We start from the raw sequence: 17,995 nt of genomic DNA on the forward strand, positions 1-17,995 counted from the left end.
GATCGCCCAAATGGAATACCTCCTCAACATCCGCCCCCGCCAAACCCTCAACTGGCTCAACCCCACCGAAAAACTAGCTGTTGCACTCACCACTTGACACCACCTATACACCGGATGAGGCGCGTGGATAGCCAGTTAGGGCGGTTGGCGGCGTGGCGGGCGCGTCAGGGCGCGCTCTGCGTGAGGGCTGGCGGGGGCGCCCTGCGGGCGGAGTGCTCAGGTCTGCCGCCCAGGCTCGCCGCCCGCCCAGGCTCGCCGCCCGCTCAGGCCTGCCGCCCGCGCGGCGGCCACGGCCGCGGCGACCTGCTCGGGGTCGGTGGTGTCGTAGGCGGCGGGGCCGCCGCCCGGCCCGGCCGGGCCCGCGGCGGTGCTGGTGGCGCGGCACGACAGGTGCACCGAGGGCACCCCGGCGGTGGCCAGAGCAGCGAAGTCCTCCAGACGAGCCCCGCCGCCGGCCTGCACCTCCACGCCGGGCGCGGCCTGGACCAGGGCCGCCAACTGTGCCAAGCCCTCGCCCACGCGCGCCGCGCCCCCCGAGGTCAACACCCGTGTCACCCCGAGGTTCGCGAGCTGCTGGCCTAGCTGGTCGATGGCGGCGGGGTCGGCGGCCAGTAGCACGTCCACGCAACGGTGCACCACGAAGTCCGCTGCCCCTGCCGCACGCCGCCAGGTCGCCAAGGCGGTCAGGTCGAGCTGATAGCCGCCGGGTGCCGACGCGGGCACCAGGCCTCCGACCACCACCCCGGCCGCCCCCGCCGTGCGCGCCGCGCGAATATCGGCGGTCACGAGGTCGATCTCTGCTGGGGTGTGGACAAAACCGCCGCCCCGCGGCCGGATGAGCACCTGCACCGGCAGGCCCGCCCCCACGCACTGTTCAATGGTGGCCAGGCTCGGGGTGAGCCCGCCCAGTTGCAGGGCGCTGCACAGCTCGACGCGGTCGGCCCCGGCGGCGGCGGCGATGCGGACGCCAGCGACATCTTGGACGGCAATTTCCAGCGGCATGGCCGCAGTATGCCCCATCCGCCGCTGCGGGCGGCGGGTGTGCAAGCGGTGCGCGGTGGGCAGGGTTTGGTGTAACGGGCAGTGAAAAGCGGGGTGTGGGTGGGTGGGGCGTGCGCCACGGGCAGTGTTTGGCGTAACGGGCAGCAGCAAGTGGAGGCTGGAGATCAGCGTGGACGGCGACCCGCCATGCCTCACCGTGCGGTTCTCTCTCCGGAGCTCTGCACCGACTCGGCCGTCAAGTTGCGGGCCAGCCCCCACGCATTCAAATAACAAAACAATAACAAAGCAACTATTTCCGCCCCGAAACCCACAGTGAATAGTGATTTCGGGCTAGAAAAGCCACAGGAAGGCAGCCGCGGAAGGAACCGGAACATGGACAAGCTCGCCCGTCACGACGCTATCGTCGCCCTGTTAGCGCGCGCCGGGCGGGTGTCGGTTACCCAGCTGGCCGCCGAACTGAACGTCACCACCGAGACCGTCCGCCGCGACCTGGCGATGCTGGAGCGGGAAGGACGCATCGACCGCGTCCACGGCGGGGCCTTGCTGCCCCGCGCTGCTACCGTGCCGGAAACCGACCTCCGGCAGCGCCAACAACAGGCGGCCGCCGAGAAAGCCGCCATCGCTGCCGCGACGGTGACAGCCCTGCAGCTGCCTCCGGGCACCTCTCTCATCCTCGACGCTGGCTCCACCACCCAAGCGGTGGCCCGCTGCCTGCCCCCGGACCTGCCGCTGACCATCATCACCAACTCACCGATCGTCGCCCACGAACTGGCCGCCACCGCGGTCCGTCGCGCCAACCCCACCGCCCACCCTTGGGACATCATCATGCTCGGCGGCCGCATCCGGGGCGTCACCCAGGCGGCCGTGGGAGCCAGCACCGTACTGGCCGCCACCGCCCTGCGGGTAGACCTGGCCGTGCTGGGCACCAACGGCTACACCCCCGCCCGCGGATTCACCACCCCGGACCCTGACGAGGCCGCCGTCAAGCAGGCATTCGCGGCCGCCGCCCGCCGCACCGTCGTCGTCACCGACTCTTCCAAGTTCGGCCAGGAACACCTGGTGAGCTTCCTCAGCCCCACTACCACTGACCTGCTGGTGACCGACCAGGCCCCCAGCGAAAACCCCCACGGAATGGAGATCGTCACCCCATGATCCTGACCGTCACCCCCAACCCGTCCGAAGATCGCACCCTCCAACTCGACTCCGCCCTCGTACCCGGCGACGTCCACCGGGTGCAGGCCGTCATCTCGCAACCCGGCGGCAAAGGCATCAACGTGGCCCGTGTCCTGACCGGGGCCGGGCTGGAGGCCCTGGCCCTGCTACCCGCTGCGGCCGCAGACCCCATCGTCGGCGGCCTGAGTGAAATAGGACTGCCCTACGTGCTCGCCCCCGCCGCCGGTCCCGCGCGCCTCAACCTGACCGTCTCCTCCCCGGACGGCCAAACCACCAAACTCAACGGGGCGGGGGCGCCTGCCACCGCCACCACCACGGCCGCGCTCCGCGCCGAAATCACCCGGCGCTTGCCCGACCTAACCTGGCTTGTGCTCGCCGGCTCGCTGCCCCCCGGCATGGATCCCGCCTGGTACGCCGACGTGAGTGCCGAGGCCACCGCTGCCGGGGTCAAGGTCGCGCTCGATACCTCCGACGCCCCCCTCCGCGCCCTCGCTCCCCGGCTGCCTGCGGCCGCCCCGCACCTCCTCAAACCCAACACCTTCGAACTAGCGCAACTGACGGACGCCGACCCCGTGGCCCTCGACCAAGCCGCGAGCGCCGGCGACCCGCTCCCGGTGGCGCAGGTGGCCCGGCGCCTCGTGGACCAGGGCGTGGGGGCGGTGCTGGCCACCCTCGGTGGGGCGGGGGCGGTGCTGGTCACCCCCGAGGGCGCCTGGTTCGCCACCTCGCCCGATGTTGAGGTCCGCTCGACCGTGGGGGCGGGAGATTCGTCCCTCGCTGGATACCTCATCGCCGAGAGCGCCGCCGCCGACGCTCCCGCGCGCCTGCGCAGCGCCGTGGCCTACGGGGCAGCCGCCGCTGCCCTGCCCGGCACGGGCCTGCCCACCCCGGAGCTGACCGCCCCGGAAGACTCCACCGTCACCCACCTGTTCTAACCGCTGCCCAGACAGGAGCTTTCGCAATGTCTACCCCTCTGATCGTCCCCGACCTGGTGGTCCTGGACGCGGCCTACGGGCCGACCAAACAAGACGTCATCACCGAGCTGGCGCAGGTCATCGCGGCCGCGGGCCGGGCCGAGGCGAGCGGGCTGGCCGCCGACGCGCTCGCCCGCGAGGCCCAGGCTCCCACCGGTATTCCCGGCGGGATCGGTATCCCGCATTGCCGGTCCGCCCACGTGTCGGTCGCTTCGCTTGGCTTTGCCCGCCTGGCCGCCCCCGTCGACTTCGGGGCGAAGGACGGCCCGGCCGATCTGGTGTTCATGATCGCGGCCCCAGACGGCGCCGACGACATGCACCTGCAGCTGTTGGCCAAACTTGCGCGCGGTTTGATGCGGCAGGAGTTCACCGCGGCCCTGCGGCAGGCCGCCACGCCCGCCGAGGTGGCCGAGCTGGTCACGGCCCAGGTGCAGCCCGAACTGTTGGAGTCGGTGGCACCGGACGCGGTCGCGTCCGAGCCCGCTCCTGCCGCGCCCACGCCCGCTGCCGCGCCCGCTGCCGGGGCGGGTGCCGCTAAGCGGCGCATCGTGGCCGTCACTGCCTGCCCAACCGGTATCGCCCACACCTACATGGCGGCCGAGTCGCTGGAGCGGGCCGGAGCCGAGGCCGGGGTAGAGGTGCTGGTGGAGACCCAGGGCTCGGCGAAGGGCGAGCGGCTGGCTGCCGAGGTGATCGCGGCCGCCGACGCCGTCATTCTCGCCACCGATGTCGGCGTCAAGGGCAAGGAGCGATTCGCGGGCAAGCCCGCCGTCGTCTCCGGGGTCAAGCGGGCCATCAACGAGCCCGCGGTCATGATCGCCGAGGCCCTCGCGCACGCCGACAACCCGGCCGGCTACCGACTGCCCAGCGGGGAGGGCGGGCCGGAGGCGGCCGAAGAGCACGACGCGGCCATCGGGTTCGGCACCCGCCTGCGCCAGGTCCTGATGACCGGGGTGTCATACATGATCCCGTTCGTCGCCGCCGGCGGGTTGCTCATCGCCTTGGCCTTCCTCTTGGGCGGCTACGACGTCGACCCCGAAGTGGCGCTGCGGCACTCCTTCTTCGACCTGCCGCCGCAGGGCCTGAACTACTACCTGGGCGCCGTCTTCATGAAGATCGGTGGGCTGTCGATGGGCTTCCTCGTGGCAGCCCTGGCCGGGTACATCGCCTTCGCGCTCGCGGATCGCCCGGGCATCGCCCCCGGTTTTACCGCTGGGGCGGTGGCGGTGGCGGTCAACGCCGGGTTCCTCGGCGGGATCGTCGGCGGCCTGTTGGCCGGGCTGATCGCGGCGTGGCTGTCGAGCTTCAAGCCGCCGCGGTGGCTAGCCGGGCTCATGCCGGTGGTCATCATTCCGCTGTTCGGTTCGCTGCTGGCGGGCGGGTTGATGCTGACCGTGCTGGGGCGCCCCATCGCCTGGTTGATGACGCAGTTGCAGTCCTGGCTGCAGGACATGTCGGGCTCGTCGGCCATCGTCCTGGGGCTGATCCTCGGCCTGATGATGTGCTTCGACCTGGGCGGGCCGGTCAACAAGACGGCCTACACCTTCGCGGTGGCGGCCCTAGAGCAGGGCGGGCAGGCGAACCTGCGGATCATGGCGGCCGTCATGGCCGCCGGGATGGTGCCGCCGCTGGCCATGGCCCTGGCCACGTTGATCCGGCGCAAGCTCTTCACGGTGGCCGAGCGGGAGAACGGCGCGGCGGCCTGGCTGCTGGGGGCGTCGTTCATCTCGGAGGGGGCGATCCCGTTCGCGGCCGCCGACCCGCTGCGGGTCATCCCCTCAATGATGGCCGGGGGCGCGGTCACCGGCGCCATGTGCATGGCCTTCGACGTGCAGTCCCGGGCCCCGCACGGCGGCATCTTCGTGTTCTTCGCCATCAACCCGGTGCTGTGGTTCGTGCTGTCGATCGTGGTGGGCACCGTGATCTCGGCGCTGACGGTGGTGGGCCTGAAGTCGCTGGCCGCCAAGCGGGTGTGAGCGGCCGCCCGGCAGGGCGGTAAGCCACCGCGGAGCGCCCTTACAACGAGGGGTCTGGGCAGTTTGCTAACTGCCCAGACCCCCCTTTGGTGAGCCGCTCAGGCCTGCAACGCGGCGGACACCACGTCCTTGGCCTCGTCCTGCACCCGGTGCAGGTGCTCCTCACTGCGGAAGGACTCGGCGTAGATCTTGTACACGTCCTCTGTCCCCGACGGCCGGGCAGCAAACCACGCCGCCTCGGTGGCCACCTTCAACCCCCCGATGGGTGCCCCATTGCCGGGCGCCGCGACCAGGCGCGCCGTGATCTCGTCCCCCGCGAGCACGGTGGCTGTGACGTCGGCGGGAGACAACTGGGCCAGCTTGGCCTTCTCGGCCTTCGAAGCGGGCGCGTCGATGCGGGCGTAGTGCGAGACCCCGTAGCGTTCGACCAGCTCGGCGTGCAGCTGGGAGGGTGTCTTGCCAGTCACCGCCGTCATCTCGGAGGCCAGCAAGCCCAGGATCAACCCGTCCTTGTCGGTGGTCCATACGGTGCCGTCGTGCCGCAGGAACGATGCGCCCGCGCTCTCCTCGCCCCCGAAGCCCACCGAGCCGTCCAGCAGTCCCGGCACGAAGTACTTGAACCCGACCGGCACCTCCAGCAGCTGCCGCCCCAGCCCGGCCGCCACCTTGTCGATGAGGGCCGAAGAGACCAGGGTCTTGCCGATGGCCGCCCCCGCGGGCCACTGCGGGCGATGCCCAAAGAGGTACTGGATGGCTGCCGCTAGGTAGTGGTTGGGGTTCATTAGCCCGTCAGCGGTGACTATGCCGTGCCGGTCGGAATCCGCGTCATTGCCGGTAGCGATGTCGAAACGGGCTTGCCCGTCCCCACCCGGCTGCATGATCTCCAGCAACGAAGCCATCGCCCACGGCGAGGAGCAATCCATGCGGATCTTGCCGTCGCGGTCCAGCGTCATGAAACTGAAGGCGGGATCCACGCGCGGGTTGACGACCTCCAACTGCAAGCCGTACCGCTCCGCTATCGCACCCCAATAGTCGACACTCGCCCCGCCCATCGGGTCCGCCCCGATCCGCACCCCGGCGGCCCGGATAGCCTCCAGGTCGACGACGTTGACCAAATCCTCAACGTAGGCCGCCAGGAAGTCGTACCGGTGCACAAACTCCGACTCCTGCGCGCGAGCCACCGGCACCCGCGGCACCTCCCGCCAGCCCCCGGCCAGCAGCTCGTTGGCGCGCGCCGCAATCCACTGCGTGGCGTCGGTGTCAGCCGGCCCGCCGTGCGGCGGGTTGTACTTGAAACCGCCGTCGCGCGGCGGATTGTGGGACGGCGTAATGACGATGCCGTCGGCCAAGCCCGCCCCAGTCAGGCGCACCGGCCCCTGTCCGGCCCCGTTGGCCGTCAAGATGGCGTGCGAGACGGCCGGGGTGGGGGTGAAGGAGCCGCGCGCATCGATCGCGACGTGGACCCCGGCTCCCACCAGCACCTCAACGGCGGTGATCCACGCGGGCTCGGACAGGGCGTGGGTGTCCCGCCCCAGGTAGAGCATCCCGTCAGTGCCCTGCAGGCGGCGATACTCGACGATCGCGGCGGTCGTGGAGACGATATGCGCCTCGTTGAAAGCGTGGTCCAGGGAGGAGCCGCGGTGCCCCGAGGTGCCGAAAACCACCTGTTGGGTAGGTTCGTGGGCGTCGGGGGTGAGGTCGTAGTACGCGGACAGGAGGGCGTCGACGTCAATCAGGTCTTCTTCCAGGGCCTTTTGGCCAGCGCGTGCATGCATGTATCGATCTTCTCAAACTTGTTCGCCATTTGGTTAGGGGCCATCGCATAGTGGAAAGCTGGGGTTTGCCGACTAAGACCTTTAAGGTTTAGTCATGACTCTTCCAAGCGGCCCCGCCAACATCACCATCAACAACCTGGACCCCGACCAGCCCATCCCGGACGGCTACGCCCTGCTCGACGTGCGCGAGGACGACGAGTGGGAGGCCGGGCACGCCCCCGGTGCCGTCCACATCCCCTCCGGGGAACTAGCCGACCGGCTCGACGAGCTGCCCGACGCCGAACTCATCGTCGTCTGCCGCGGCGGCGGCCGCTCCGCTCGCGCCGTGCAGTGGCTGGCCTCGCAAGGCATCGACGCCCTGAACCTGGACGGTGGGATGCGGGCCTGGGCCGCCGCAGGCTTCGAACTGGTAGCCGAAGACGGCGACATTCCCACCGTCGACTAGGCCCCGCCCGGCGCTCGCGAGCGGGCGTTCCTCCGTAGCGGGCACCGCCCGCAGGTTACTGCGGCGGCCCGGCGCTCGCGGGCGGCGCGGCGCGGCGGGCGGCGCGGGCGGTAAGGTGACGCCCATGGGTAAGAAGAACCGCAAAGACGGCGCGCCGAAGCGGCAGCGCGTGAAGTACGTCGACCGGCCTTTCGAAGGGCTCGGTGGCGAAGCTGACCTGGTGGCGATGCGCGAGCTGCTGCCGTGTGCGAGCGCGCGCGTGCGCACCACGGCCGAGTACGGCGGGCGCGAGGTGCTGCTGGTGACGGTGCTGCCGAACATGTCGCCCGTGATGGTGCGCAAGGACGGGGTGCTGGTGGTCGGCATGCAGATCCAGGCCAAGTCCGGCGACGCCTCCCGGGACTACGCCGCCGCGATCCTGGCGGGCCTGGAGCTGGAGCCGGGGCAGGCGCTTGGCACCCTCGGCATCGTTGAGCCCGGGCCGCGCCTGCAAGACGTGCTCGACCCGGCGGTGCCGGTGGCCGCCGAGATCCACCCGAACTTTGAGTTCTGGCTCGACGCCGACACGGAACGCACCGAAGAGGTCACCGCCGCCCTGGAGGAATCCGCGCAGGGCATGGTGCCGTCGGCAGCGGTCGCAGACGCCCCGGGGGCTTTCTGGTGTTCGATGAACAACGAGTTCCTGCGCTGGGTGCGCAGCGAGGACGAGGATGACGTCTGGGATGCCTTGGCGCGCCTGCACGCCGCGGGAGAGTCGCACCTGGGCGAGGGCACGCGGTTCGTGGGCGCCTTCCGCACCTGCGGGCTGCTGGTGCCGGTATGGGAATTGGCACCCGGCACGGGGGCGGAGGGCGTGACTGCCCCCGCGCACGCGCTCGGTGAGCGGCTGGCGGACGCCCTGGCCGCCGGGGGAGAGCTGGACGATGCCCAGCGGCGCGCCCGCGCGGGCCTGGTTTCCCGGCAGGTAACGCTTCGCTGAGAATCGCGTGGGGGCGGCGGCTGGCCCGCACGCGAGGCGTTAGGCTGTGCTTGTGACTGATGGGCCTGACACCCTCCGCGACGCCCAGCGTGTGGCGGTAGTCATTCCTGCATTCGATGAGGCCCCCATCATTGCGGCTACCGTCCGCGCCTGCCGCGCCATCCCCGCCGTCGACCTGGTGGTCGTGGTGGACGACGGCTCGGTGGACAAGACGCAGCACGCCGCCCGGGGAGCCGGCGCCGTCGTCGTGCGCCACAGCGTCAACCGGGGCAAAGCCTCGGCAGTAGAGACGGGCATCAAGGTGGTGGCAATGCGGGACTTGCCGGATCTGCCGCCGCGGCACGTGCTGGTCATCGACGCCTGGCTGGGCGACGCGGCCGCCGAATGCGCCCCCGCCGTGCAGGCAGTCCTGGACGGTCAGGCGGACTGCGCGATCGCAGTGTCACTGTCCCACACGCCCGCCGGGCGCGCCGAGGCCTTTGCCCGCAGCGGCATCGCCCGGCTGACCGGTCTGCAATCGGTGCAACCGCTGGCACCGCACCGCTGCCTGACACGGGAGGCCGCCAACGCCGCCATGCCGCTGGCCGGCGGGTGGGGGCTAGAGCCCGGCATCACGATCGACGTGCTCGCCGCCGGGCTCACGGTAATGGAGGTCGAATGCGACATGCCCGCCGGGCGGCGCGGCTCCAAACAACACCGGGGAGCCTTCGCCCACCAGCGGGAGGTGGCCACCGCCATCCTCACGCGGCGTTTCTTCCGCCCGCCCCCGGCCGCGCCCCGCTCAATCCAGTCCGAGCCGCAGCCCGGGATCCCCTACCAGATCGGGAGCAAGTGAACGACTACGCGTTCTTGGGTCCGTTCGGCACCTTCACAGAGATCGCGTTGCGGCAGGTGGCAGGCAGCGACGCGCAGGTTGAGCCATGCATCTCGGTGGCCGGGGCGCTGGACGCAGTGCGGCAGGGGCGCGCCCGCTACGCCGTCGTCCCCATCGAAAACTCCATCGAGGGGGGTGTGAACGCGACGCTGGACGCGCTCACCGGCGGCGCGGAACTGTGGATCGACCGGGAGATGGTCGTGAACATTGCGTTCGTGCTCGCGGCCCGGCCCGGCACCCAGTTGCGCGATATCCGCCGGGTGGCGACTCACCCGCACGCCTGGGCCCAGTGCCGCAAATGGGTGGCCAAGAACCTGCCCGGTGCCACGCACCTGCCCGCTACCTCCACCGCGGCGGCCGCTGAGCTGCTGGCCGACGCCGACGACCCCGGCTACGAGGCGGCCCTGTGTAACCGCCTGTCGGCCGAGCAGTACGGGCTGGCGGTCCTGGCGGACGACGCCGCCGACAATCCCGACGCCCGCACCCGCTTCGTGCGGGTCACGCGCCCCGGCCCGCTGCCGGTGGCCACCGGCGCGGACAAGACCACCCTCATGGTGCAGCTGCCCGACAACGAGGCCGGGGCCCTGCTGACCATGCTCGAACAGTTCGCGGCCCGCGGGGTCAACCTCTCGCGCATCGAGTCCCGCCCGACCGGCGACCGCCTGGGCCGCTACGCGTTCTCCATCGACGTGGAGGGACACCTGGCGGAGGAACGCGTCCAGGCGGCCCTCATCGGCCTGCACCGCACCTGCCCGCGCGTGACCTTCCTCGGGTCCTACCCGCGCTGCGACGGGCAAGTCACCACCGTGCTGCCCGGCACGCGGGACGCCGACTTCGCCGCCGGACGGGCCTGGGTGGGCTCCCTGCTCAGCCAGTAGCGGGCCCGCTGCCCTGTTTTCGCCCCGACCGGCCTTCGGGTGGGCGGTGGTCGGTAGTGCCCAGTGGGCGGCTCTGGCAAACTCGGGTTCATCTTCACAGGCGAAGCTAAAAGTAGGGAAAGGAACCAGCGTGGGTAAAGCGATCTCCCCGGAGGCGATTGGCAAGCTCAAGCAGGCAGCCATTGATGCTTACATGCGGGATCAGGACTTCATGGTCATCGGCAATGAGTATGTGTATCGTTTGGAATCTACTTTTGTAACCGATCGGGTGACGAGGCCCAACGAGGCCGGCATCGGGGGTGGTCACCGCACCTACACCAACACCATGCCGAACCAGGGCGGCATCCTGAAGCAGGAGAACGACGAGCTAGTCGCTCACTTCGACACTATCCGCTACAACATCGACGCGGTTGTCACCCCCTGGGTTGACCTGCCGGAAGTGAGCGAGATCAGTGCGGTCGAGTCAGCTTTCCAAGAGTTCCTCGATCAGCTCCGACCGGACGAAGACGCGGCCGTGGCGGGCACACCGGTGACAGCTGGAGACAACAAAGGAGAGACGAATCTTCAGCTACCGCCGCTGACCAGTTCGGATGTGACAGCGGTGGTTTGGTCCGATTTGCGGCAAATGGGCGGTGAAGAAAAATGGCGGGGGGAAACTTTCGCCACCTTCCAAGCCAAGTACGTTTCCCGCGCCCAGGTGGTCGCTGGCAATCTCTTCAATGCTTTCAAGTCGTGCGGTGGGGTAATCGCAGCCGAACTGGGTATGTTCGAGGGGACGCGCGTCTGCCTCCCGCAGTTGATGGAAGACGCGATCGGCGGCTTCGCTGAAGGGGGTGGGGTCGATGGGGTGGCGGTCGCCGAGGGAATCCTTAACGTGGGACGGATCGCCAAGGGGGTCGTCGAGGCCTTCTTCAAAAAGAACCCGTGGGCGTTGATAGATGCCGGGGCAGCGGCCAAAGAACTAGTGACAGCTATCGTGCAGGGTGCGGGGGCAAACGTGGCTGGGGGCGGCTCGTACGAGGCGGGCATGGCCCGGCTGCAGGCCATATTCAGCGGCTTGAATGAGGAGATCTCGCACATTGAGACTGCCTGCGAGAATCACCTGAAGGGGCTGGTTCGCCGCGCTGGGGCTAACCCCGCCAACTTCGATATCCAGGTAATGGCACTGAACGCAGAAGGGGTTGAACGGGACCGTCAGCGGGAAAGCAAGCATGTGGCTAAGGGCGGCATCGCCATCGACACCTCGGCGGCCCGCGTCACTGGCTCGGTGCACATGCCCGCCGTCGCCGACACCCTGCAGGCCATGCACGATCGAGCACTCGGAATCAACCCGCGGCCTGCCATCACCCGGCACGCCTCTGTCGGGGTGGGGGCGGTAGGCATCTCCGGGGGCTACTGGGACACCATGTGGTACTTCCTGGATTACCTGAAAGAGCTGGCCGACGAGATGCGGGTTGGGGGTGCCAACCTGGTGGCGGCCTGCAACGCGTTCGACGAAAACGAGCAGGCCAACGTCGACATACTGAATAAGACAGCCGCCGAGGTGGTGGAGCGTTAAGCAGCCCCAGCCCGGCGCCCTGACCGGGCGCGGCCCTACGGCACCCGCACGGTCAGGGCGCCGGGCTGGATGCGGATGGACACAGCCCGCACCAACCCGATGTATTCGCCGTCGACCTGCGCCATGACTGGTTCTTCCAGGCGGATGTCGGCGGCGCGGGTGCGGCGGAAAGTGGAGGAGGCCGCAGTGCCCTGCTCCCCGTTGGAGCGGCCCCAACGGTGGCGCAGCAGTTGGCGGCCGAGGGCCACCACCCCGAGGATGCCGCGCCTCGTGTCCAGCGCCACCAGGTCGAGCCAGCCGTCGTCGAGCTGCGCGTCCTTGACCAGGGTGACCCCGCCCTGCAGTTTGCCGCAGTTGGCCGCAAAGATGGTGCGGGCTGCCAGGCGCTCGCTGCCGCCCGTGCCGAGTGCCAGGCGGGCGTGGAAGCGACTGCTGAAAGAGTTCTTCACCCCGGACACGACGTAGGCCCCCCACCCGAGCTTGCCCTTCAGGTGGGAGTCGACGCCCTCGATCATGGCGGCATCAAAGCCAACCCCGGCCAGCACCGTGAAACCGTGGACCTGCCCGCCCGTGAACGCGAAGTCAAGGCCCGCTGGGGCGGGTGTCGGGGGCACGTCGGCGCTGTCAACCATGTCGGCGGCCAGCCACGCCATGTCCATGGCGCGATCCTGTCCGGTGAACGCGGTGGTGAACTGGTCGGCCAGGCCATCCAGCGGCACCTCCAAGTTGCGGGCCAGCAGGTTGCCGGTCCCGCACGGCACGATCCCCAGTGGCACGTCACTGCCCGCCAAGCCCGCCGCCACCGCCCGCACCGTGCCGTCCCCACCGAGGGCCACCACCACGCTTGCGCCCGCGGCAACGGCGGCCCGCGCCTGGCTGGTGCCCGGCTCGGCCTGGGTGGTGGCCACCCACACCGGGCGGCCCAGCCCGCCGTCAGCCGCCCGGCGCGCCGCCAGCTCCTCCAACTCGGCGGTGCGCTCGACCTTGACCGGGTTGTAGATCAGGTACGGGGCGGCGGCCGCCGTCGCCGGGCCGGGGACCTCCGCCGCCGCCCCGGCGGACGACTGCCCTGCCTGTGCACGCGCCCCGCCGCCCGGGCGCAGCTGCCCGGCGGGCGTGAGGCGATGCCAGGCCACCACCGCGAACCCCAACGCGATCAGGGCCACTAGCAGGGCCAAACAGGCGATAACCAGCGCGATCATGTTCCTCCTAAGACACAGCCAAAATGGCCCAGCCGTGGGCGGGCAGGCGCACGCGCGTGCCCGCCAGCCCCGGATCGAGCAGCTCGGCGTGGAAACCGGCGGCGATCGAGTGGGCGGCGGGCACCGGCAACTCCTGCACCTCGTCGGTCAAATTGAGCGCCACCTGCGCCGCGTGGGCGCCGTAGCGCAGCTCCAACACCCCCGTGGTTTTGGTCAGTTCCGTGAACGATGCCTGCGCCCGGTGGGCCCAGGCGTGGGCATTACGCCACGTGAGCAGGTGGTGGTGCAGGCCCGCGGCGGCATCCTGCTCGGGCCGGGCATGGAAGTTCCACGGGGCCGGAAAGGCGGGCCGCAGCACGTCGTCCCCGCCGGGCCGCTCCTCCTTGACCCCACCGAACCCGTACTCGTCGCCGTAGTAGACGCAGGGAGTACCGCCCACCGTCAGCAGCAGCACGGTGGCGATGGCAGCGTCGCGCGGATCGGGCAGGGCCGAGTTGAGGCGGGTGACATCGTGGTTCGACACAAAGGTGACCGGCACGAACGAGGCGAGGAAGTCGTTGTGCCGCCGCAGGTTCCAATCCAACTCAAACAGGTTGCGCTCGGCAATGGAACTGCGGATCGACTTCCATAACTCGTACTGAGTCACCGAATCCAGGCCGCTGGCGGCGACGAACTCCCGATAGTCCCCGTGGATCATCTCCCCGAACAGGAAAGCATCCGGGAAGACCTCCTTCACGCGGGCCGTGATGGCCGCCCACGCGGCCGGATCCATCGCGTAGGCCGCATCCAGGCGCCAGCCGTCGGCGCCGCGGGCCAACCAGTGACACATGACGTCGACGATCATGTCCTGCACGGCCGGGCAGCCGTGGTTGAGGGTGATCAGCCCCGTGTGCCCCTCGAAATTGTGGAAGTAGGGGCCCTGCCCGGTGGCCTCGTCCCACGTGACGTGGAAGTAGTCGTAGTAGCGGGAGTCCCGGCCGTGCAGGCGCACGTCGGTGACGAACGGGTGCTCGGCCCCCACGTGGTTGAAAACCCCGTCGAGCACCAACCGCATGGAGCGATGGTGCACGGCGTCCACTAGCCGCCCGAACGTGTGGTCGTCTCCCAGGCGCGGATCGATGCGGTAGTAGTCGGTCGTGTCGTAGCCGTGGGAGGTGGAGGCGAAGATGGGGCCTAGCGCCAGGCCGCTCAGCCCCAGGCCGCGGGGGTGATCCAGCCAAGAGGACACTAAATCCAGGCCCCCCGGTTCTCCCTCTTTCCAACCCGGCCCGTACAAGGCCCCGGCCATGCCGAGGGGAAAGACGTGCCAGAAAGATGTGTGCCCCACCCACTGTGGCTCGCTTGCCATCGTTGCCTCCCGTGTCAACGTGGCACAAGTCAACCACGGGTGCATCGCTGCTGGGGGCGCACTACGCTGTAAGTCATGATCGATCTGCGCGCTCTTCGCGAAAACCCGGAACTTGCTCGTGCCTCCCAGCGTGCCCGCGGGGCGGACGAATCCCTGGTGGATGCGGTGCTGGCAGCCGACGCTGCGCGCCGCCAAGCGTTGACGGCTTTCGAGGAGTTGCGGGCCGAGCAGAAACGGGTCTCTAGCTCGGTGGGCAAGGCCAGCGCGGAGGAGCGCCCGGCAGTGTTGGCGCGGGCCAAGGAGTTAGCCGAGCAGGTGAAGGCTGCCAACGGGGCGGCCGACGCGGCGGCTGCCCGGGCGGAGGAGCTGGCCCGCCAGTTGCCGAACCTGATCGAGGGGGCGCCCGCAGGCGGCGAGGACGACTATGTGGTGGTGCGGCACGTGGGCCAGCGCCGCGACTTTTCGGCCGAGGGCGTGACCGAGCTGCAGGATCACCTCGACCTGGGCGAGGGCCTGGGGGCGCTGGACGTCAAACGCGGCACGAAGGTGTCGGGGGCCCGGTTCTATTACCTGACCGGTATCGGGGCGCGCCTCGAATTGGCGATGCTGACCGCCGCCCAGGATCTCGCGTTGCAACACGGCTTCACCCCCATGATTACTCCCACCCTGGTCAAGCCCGAGGTGATGGCCGGCACCGGGTTCCTGGGCGCGCACGCCGACGAGATCTACTATCTGCCCGCCGACGAGCTGTACCTGGTGGGGACCAGCGAGGTGGCCCTGGCCGGCTACCACGCCGACGAGATCATCGACGTGGACGCCGGGCCGCGCCGCTACTGTGGCTGGTCGTCGTGCTACCGCCGCGAGGCCGGCAGCTACGGCAAGGACACGCGCGGCATCATCCGGGTCCACCAGTTCAACAAGGTGGAAATGTTCTCTTTCACTCAGGTGGAGGACGCCGCCGCCGAGCACGAGCGGCTGCTGGCCCTGGAGGAGGAAATGCTGGCCAAGGTCGAGTTGCCCTACCGGGTGATCGACGTGGCGGCCGGGGACCTGGGCTCGTCGGCGGCCCGCAAGTTCGACTGCGAGGCGTGGTTGCCAACGCAGGAGCGCTACATGGAGGTCACGTCCACCTCGAACTGCACCACCTTCCAGGCCCGGCGCCTGGGGGTGCGGGAGCGGCACGCGGGAGGCACCCGGCCGGTGGCCACCCTCAACGGCACCCTGGCCACCACCCGGTGGCTGGTGGCGATCCTGGAAAATCACCAGCTGCCCGACGGCTCGGTGCGGGTGCCGCAGGGGCTGCGGCCCTACCTGGGGGGCCTTGAGGTGATGGAACCGGTGCGGTGACTCCGTGAGCGTCGCCGACCACCTGCACAACCTTGACGCCCAGTCCGGGCACGACGCGGCCCAGTGGCGGCAGTGGATTGCCGCCGCGCTGCCCGCCAGCCTGCCGCCTGCCGGGCCGGAGTTGCTGGTGTGCCTCGACATTGACGGCACCCTGCTGCAGCACGACGGCACCGCCTCGCAGGCGGTGCGGCAGGCATTAGCGGCCCACCAGCGCGCCGGGACGCGGGTGGTGCTGGCCACGGGGCGCGGACCGGCCGGCACCCGGATCGCGGCCGAGGAGGTGGGGCACACCCAGTGCTGGGCCGTGACCTCCAACGGCGCGGTTACCGCGCGCCTGACCGGGGACAAGCAGGCGGCCAGCGACCGGGGTTTTGTCGTCTTCTCGGAGGAGCTGTTCTCCCCGGCGGTGGCGCTCCAGCAGTTACGGACCTGCCTGCCGGAGGCGATCTTCGGGGCGCAGTCCTCCCAGTGCGGGATGCTGGTGTCTGCTCCCTGGCCGGAGGGCGAGATGCAAGAGCCGACCGTGGTGGTGCCATTTTCGCGCTTGTGCGAGGAGATGGTGTCCCGGGTGGTGGTGCGGGCCCCCGAAATGGGGGTAGCGGAGTTCACCCAGCGGGTGCACCAGCTGGGGCTGGAGGCGGTGACGTACGCGATCGGGTGGGAATCCTGGCTCGACGTTGCGCCCCCCGGGGTGACCAAGGCCTCGGGCTGCGAGGCGCTGCGGACCCGGCTCGGAATCGACCGGCGGGCCACCGTCGCCATCGGGGACGGGGCCAACGACCTGGACATGTTCGCCTGGGCGCAGTGGGCGGTGGCGATGGGGCAGGCCAGCGCGCACGTGCAACGCGCCGCAGACTTCGTGACCGCCCCGGTGCGGGAGGACGGCGCGGCCTTGATATTGCAGGCTTTATTGGCGCGTTAGTCCCCATCGTTACCGAACGGTTACCTCGAACCGCGCAAGTTTGTGACCCAGATCGCCCTATGGTGGCAGCAACGTGGTGTCGATAACGGCATCGGTTAAGTAGGCAAAGGAGTCACATATGCACAACAGGCGTTTGCGTCCGGCGCTTCTCGCTTCTGTCTCATCTCTGGCGCTGCTCCTCGCGGCATGCGGTGGGGCCAACGACCTGGGCGGAGGTTCCAGCGACGGTGGCTCCAAGGGAACCACCAGCCAGGACAAAACCGAAGGCAGTGCGGACTGCGCCGAGTTTGAGCAGTACGGCAAGTTCGAGGGCGAGACGGTAAATATCTTCTCCTCCATTCGCGACGTGGAAGCGGAGCTGCTGGACAAGTCGTGGGAAGACTTCGCGCGCTGCACCGGCATGAAGATCGTGCACAACGGGGTGGGAGAGTTTGAGTCCCAGATCGTGGTGCAGGTGGAGGGCAACAACGCCCCCGACCTGGCGTTCTTCCCCCAGCCCGGCCTGCTGGCCCGGCTCGCCAAGGGGGGTCACTTGAAGCCCGCCCCGGAGGCCGTGAAGAAGAACACCGACGAGGGCTGGTCGCCCGAATGGGCCGATTACGCCACCGTGGACGGCACGTTCTACGGCGCCCCGCTGATGGCGTCGGTGAAGTCGTTCGTTTGGTACTCGCCGTCGAAGTTCAAGGAAGCCGGCTACGAGGTGCCGAAGACGCTGGACGAGCTGACCGCGCTGACGGAGAAGATCGCGGCCGACAACCCGGACGGCAACACCAAGGCATGGTGCGCCGGTATCGAGTCCGGCGGGGCCACCGGCTGGCCGCTGACCGACTGGGTGGAAGACTTCGTGCTGCGCACGGCGGGGCCGGAGACCTACGACAAGTGGGTCAAGCACGAGATCCCCTTCAACGACCCGCAGATCGTGGAATCGCTCGACAAGGTGGGCTCGTACCTGAAGAACGACAAGTTCGCCAACGGGGGCATCGGTGACTTCCGCACGATTGCCGCCACCACGTTCAACGACGGCGGGCTGCCGATCCTGGATGGCCAGTGCTTCATGCACCGCCAGGCCTCGTTCTACGAAGTGCAGTGGCCGGAGGGCACCAAGGTCGGCCCGGACGGCGACGTCTTCGCCTTCTACCTGCCGGGCAAGAACGCCGAGGAGAAGCCGCTGCTGGTGGCAGGGGAGTTCGTCGGGGCTTTCAATGACCGGCCCGCTACCCAGGCCCTGCAGACCTACCTGTCTTCCGCGCACTGGGCCAACTCGCGGGTGAGCCTGGGTGGGGTCACCTCCGCTAACAAGGGCGTGGACCCGGCCAACGCCTCCTCCGACGTGCTGCGCCTAGCCATCGAGCTGTTGCAGGACGACAAGGCCGTCTCCCGCTTTGACGGATCCGACATCATGCCCTCCGAGGTGGGTGCCGGTTCGTTCTGGAAGTCGATGACCCAGTGGATCGACGACAAACGCGATAGCGCTACGGCTTTGAGTGACATCGAAGCCTCCTGGCCGAAGAACTAGGTTGCCGGGGGCGGGGGTCGGGCCTG

At 69.4% G+C, this 17,995-nt stretch carries 15 protein-coding genes; 11 read left to right on the forward strand and 4 right to left on the reverse strand.

Features of this window, described 5'->3' with window-relative positions:
* Positions 1-216: 216 nt before the first annotated feature.
* Entirely contained in the window at positions 217-1,002 is a 786-nt protein-coding gene (locus BSZ40_RS08530) for a copper homeostasis protein CutC (protein ID WP_073825273.1), read from the reverse strand.
* Positions 1,003-1,374: 372 nt separating this feature from the next.
* Here BSZ40_RS08530 and BSZ40_RS08535 point away from each other — a divergent pair, with 372 nt between their 5' ends.
* From BSZ40_RS08535 to BSZ40_RS08545, 3 genes are read left to right on the forward strand one after another with little or no spacing between them, the layout of a single operon-like run.
* Entirely contained in the window at positions 1,375-2,154 is a 780-nt protein-coding gene (locus BSZ40_RS08535) for a DeoR/GlpR family DNA-binding transcription regulator (RefSeq protein WP_073825276.1), read from the forward strand.
* Positions 2,151-3,110, forward strand: coding sequence for a hexose kinase (locus tag BSZ40_RS08540; protein WP_073825278.1), 960 nt, complete (start codon positions 2,151-2,153; stop codon positions 3,108-3,110). Before BSZ40_RS08535 ends, BSZ40_RS08540 begins: the two co-directional genes overlap by 4 nt.
* Before the next feature lie 26 nt (positions 3,111-3,136).
* On the forward strand, positions 3,137-5,125 hold the full coding sequence (locus BSZ40_RS08545) for a PTS fructose transporter subunit IIABC (RefSeq protein WP_073825280.1): 1,989 nt from the start codon (positions 3,137-3,139) through the stop codon (positions 5,123-5,125).
* A gap of 98 nt (positions 5,126-5,223) precedes the next feature.
* Here the strand turns inward: BSZ40_RS08545 and pgm are convergent, their stop codons facing one another.
* Positions 5,224-6,900: a phosphoglucomutase (alpha-D-glucose-1,6-bisphosphate-dependent) gene (gene pgm, locus BSZ40_RS08550; RefSeq protein ID WP_073825282.1), complete on the reverse strand. Its 1,677-nt coding sequence runs from the start codon at positions 6,898-6,900 to the stop codon at positions 5,224-5,226.
* Between the two features lie 94 nt (positions 6,901-6,994).
* On the opposite strand from pgm, the gene BSZ40_RS08555 reads away from it, so the two are divergent.
* The 5 genes from BSZ40_RS08555 to BSZ40_RS08575 all read left to right on the forward strand — a co-directional run bounded on the left by BSZ40_RS08555 (position 6,995) and on the right by BSZ40_RS08575 (position 11,634).
* Complete coding sequence (locus BSZ40_RS08555; protein WP_073825284.1) at positions 6,995-7,345, forward strand: rhodanese-like domain-containing protein; 351 nt, start codon at positions 6,995-6,997, stop codon at positions 7,343-7,345.
* A 124-nt stretch (positions 7,346-7,469) separates the two neighbouring features.
* Complete coding sequence (locus BSZ40_RS08560; RefSeq protein WP_073825287.1) at positions 7,470-8,324, forward strand: DUF5926 family protein; 855 nt, start codon at positions 7,470-7,472, stop codon at positions 8,322-8,324.
* Positions 8,325-8,376: 52 nt separating this feature from the next.
* Positions 8,377-9,159, forward strand: a complete 783-nt coding sequence (locus BSZ40_RS08565) for a glycosyltransferase (RefSeq protein WP_073825483.1) — start codon at positions 8,377-8,379, stop codon at positions 9,157-9,159.
* Positions 9,156-10,076 (forward strand): prephenate dehydratase, encoded by a 921-nt coding sequence (gene pheA, locus BSZ40_RS08570; protein WP_073825290.1) that lies wholly within the window; start codon positions 9,156-9,158, stop codon positions 10,074-10,076. Before BSZ40_RS08565 ends, pheA begins: the two co-directional genes overlap by 4 nt.
* Before the next feature lie 130 nt (positions 10,077-10,206).
* Positions 10,207-11,634 carry a hypothetical protein gene (locus BSZ40_RS08575; protein WP_073825293.1) on the forward strand — a complete coding sequence of 476 codons (1,428 nt, stop codon included), beginning with the start codon at positions 10,207-10,209 and terminating at the stop codon, positions 11,632-11,634.
* Positions 11,635-11,669: 35 nt separating this feature from the next.
* On the opposite strand, the gene BSZ40_RS08580 is transcribed toward BSZ40_RS08575, so the two are convergent.
* The gene (locus tag BSZ40_RS08580; RefSeq protein WP_073825296.1) at positions 11,670-12,836 is read right to left on the reverse strand and encodes a diacylglycerol/lipid kinase family protein; all 1,167 of its coding nucleotides are present in this window, start codon (positions 12,834-12,836) and stop codon (positions 11,670-11,672) included.
* A 7-nt stretch (positions 12,837-12,843) separates the two neighbouring features.
* Positions 12,844-14,184 (reverse strand): alpha-amylase family glycosyl hydrolase, encoded by a 1,341-nt coding sequence (locus tag BSZ40_RS08585; RefSeq protein WP_073825299.1) that lies wholly within the window; start codon positions 14,182-14,184, stop codon positions 12,844-12,846.
* A gap of 75 nt (positions 14,185-14,259) precedes the next feature.
* On the opposite strand from BSZ40_RS08585, the gene serS reads away from it, so the two are divergent.
* The 3 genes from serS to BSZ40_RS08600 all read left to right on the forward strand — a co-directional run bounded on the left by serS (position 14,260) and on the right by BSZ40_RS08600 (position 17,969).
* On the forward strand, positions 14,260-15,531 hold the full coding sequence (serS, locus tag BSZ40_RS08590) for a serine--tRNA ligase (RefSeq protein ID WP_073825301.1): 1,272 nt from the start codon (positions 14,260-14,262) through the stop codon (positions 15,529-15,531).
* A 4-nt stretch (positions 15,532-15,535) separates the two neighbouring features.
* Entirely contained in the window at positions 15,536-16,453 is a 918-nt protein-coding gene (locus tag BSZ40_RS08595; RefSeq protein ID WP_084542754.1) for an HAD family hydrolase, read from the forward strand.
* A 118-nt stretch (positions 16,454-16,571) separates the two neighbouring features.
* Positions 16,572-17,969 carry an ABC transporter substrate-binding protein gene (locus tag BSZ40_RS08600; protein ID WP_073825303.1) on the forward strand — a complete coding sequence of 466 codons (1,398 nt, stop codon included), beginning with the start codon at positions 16,572-16,574 and terminating at the stop codon, positions 17,967-17,969.
* Positions 17,970-17,995 lie beyond the last annotated feature (26 nt).

Source organism: Buchananella hordeovulneris (assembly GCF_001907235.1).
Lineage (GTDB): Bacteria > Actinomycetota > Actinomycetes > Actinomycetales > Actinomycetaceae > Buchananella > Buchananella hordeovulneris.

What these genes read in the sequence shown, in the direction of transcription:
- BSZ40_RS08530 (WP_073825273.1), bottom strand. Translation starts at nt 1,002, where the DNA reads ATGCCGCTGGAAATTGCCGTCCAAGATGTCGCTGGCGTCCGCATCGCC.
- BSZ40_RS08535 (WP_073825276.1), top strand. Translation starts at nt 1,375, where the DNA reads ATGGACAAGCTCGCCCGTCACGACGCTATCGTCGCCCTGTTAGCGCGC.
- BSZ40_RS08540 (WP_073825278.1), top strand. Translation starts at nt 2,151, where the DNA reads ATGATCCTGACCGTCACCCCCAACCCGTCCGAAGATCGCACCCTCCAA.
- BSZ40_RS08545 (WP_073825280.1), top strand. Translation starts at nt 3,137, where the DNA reads ATGTCTACCCCTCTGATCGTCCCCGACCTGGTGGTCCTGGACGCGGCC.
- pgm (WP_073825282.1), bottom strand. Translation starts at nt 6,900, where the DNA reads ATGCATGCACGCGCTGGCCAAAAGGCCCTGGAAGAAGACCTGATTGAC.
- BSZ40_RS08555 (WP_073825284.1), top strand. Translation starts at nt 6,995, where the DNA reads ATGACTCTTCCAAGCGGCCCCGCCAACATCACCATCAACAACCTGGAC.
- BSZ40_RS08560 (WP_073825287.1), top strand. Translation starts at nt 7,470, where the DNA reads ATGGGTAAGAAGAACCGCAAAGACGGCGCGCCGAAGCGGCAGCGCGTG.
- BSZ40_RS08580 (WP_073825296.1), bottom strand. Translation starts at nt 12,836, where the DNA reads ATGATCGCGCTGGTTATCGCCTGTTTGGCCCTGCTAGTGGCCCTGATC.
- BSZ40_RS08585 (WP_073825299.1), bottom strand. Translation starts at nt 14,184, where the DNA reads ATGGCAAGCGAGCCACAGTGGGTGGGGCACACATCTTTCTGGCACGTC.
- serS (WP_073825301.1), top strand. Translation starts at nt 14,260, where the DNA reads ATGATCGATCTGCGCGCTCTTCGCGAAAACCCGGAACTTGCTCGTGCC.
- BSZ40_RS08600 (WP_073825303.1), top strand. Translation starts at nt 16,572, where the DNA reads ATGCACAACAGGCGTTTGCGTCCGGCGCTTCTCGCTTCTGTCTCATCT.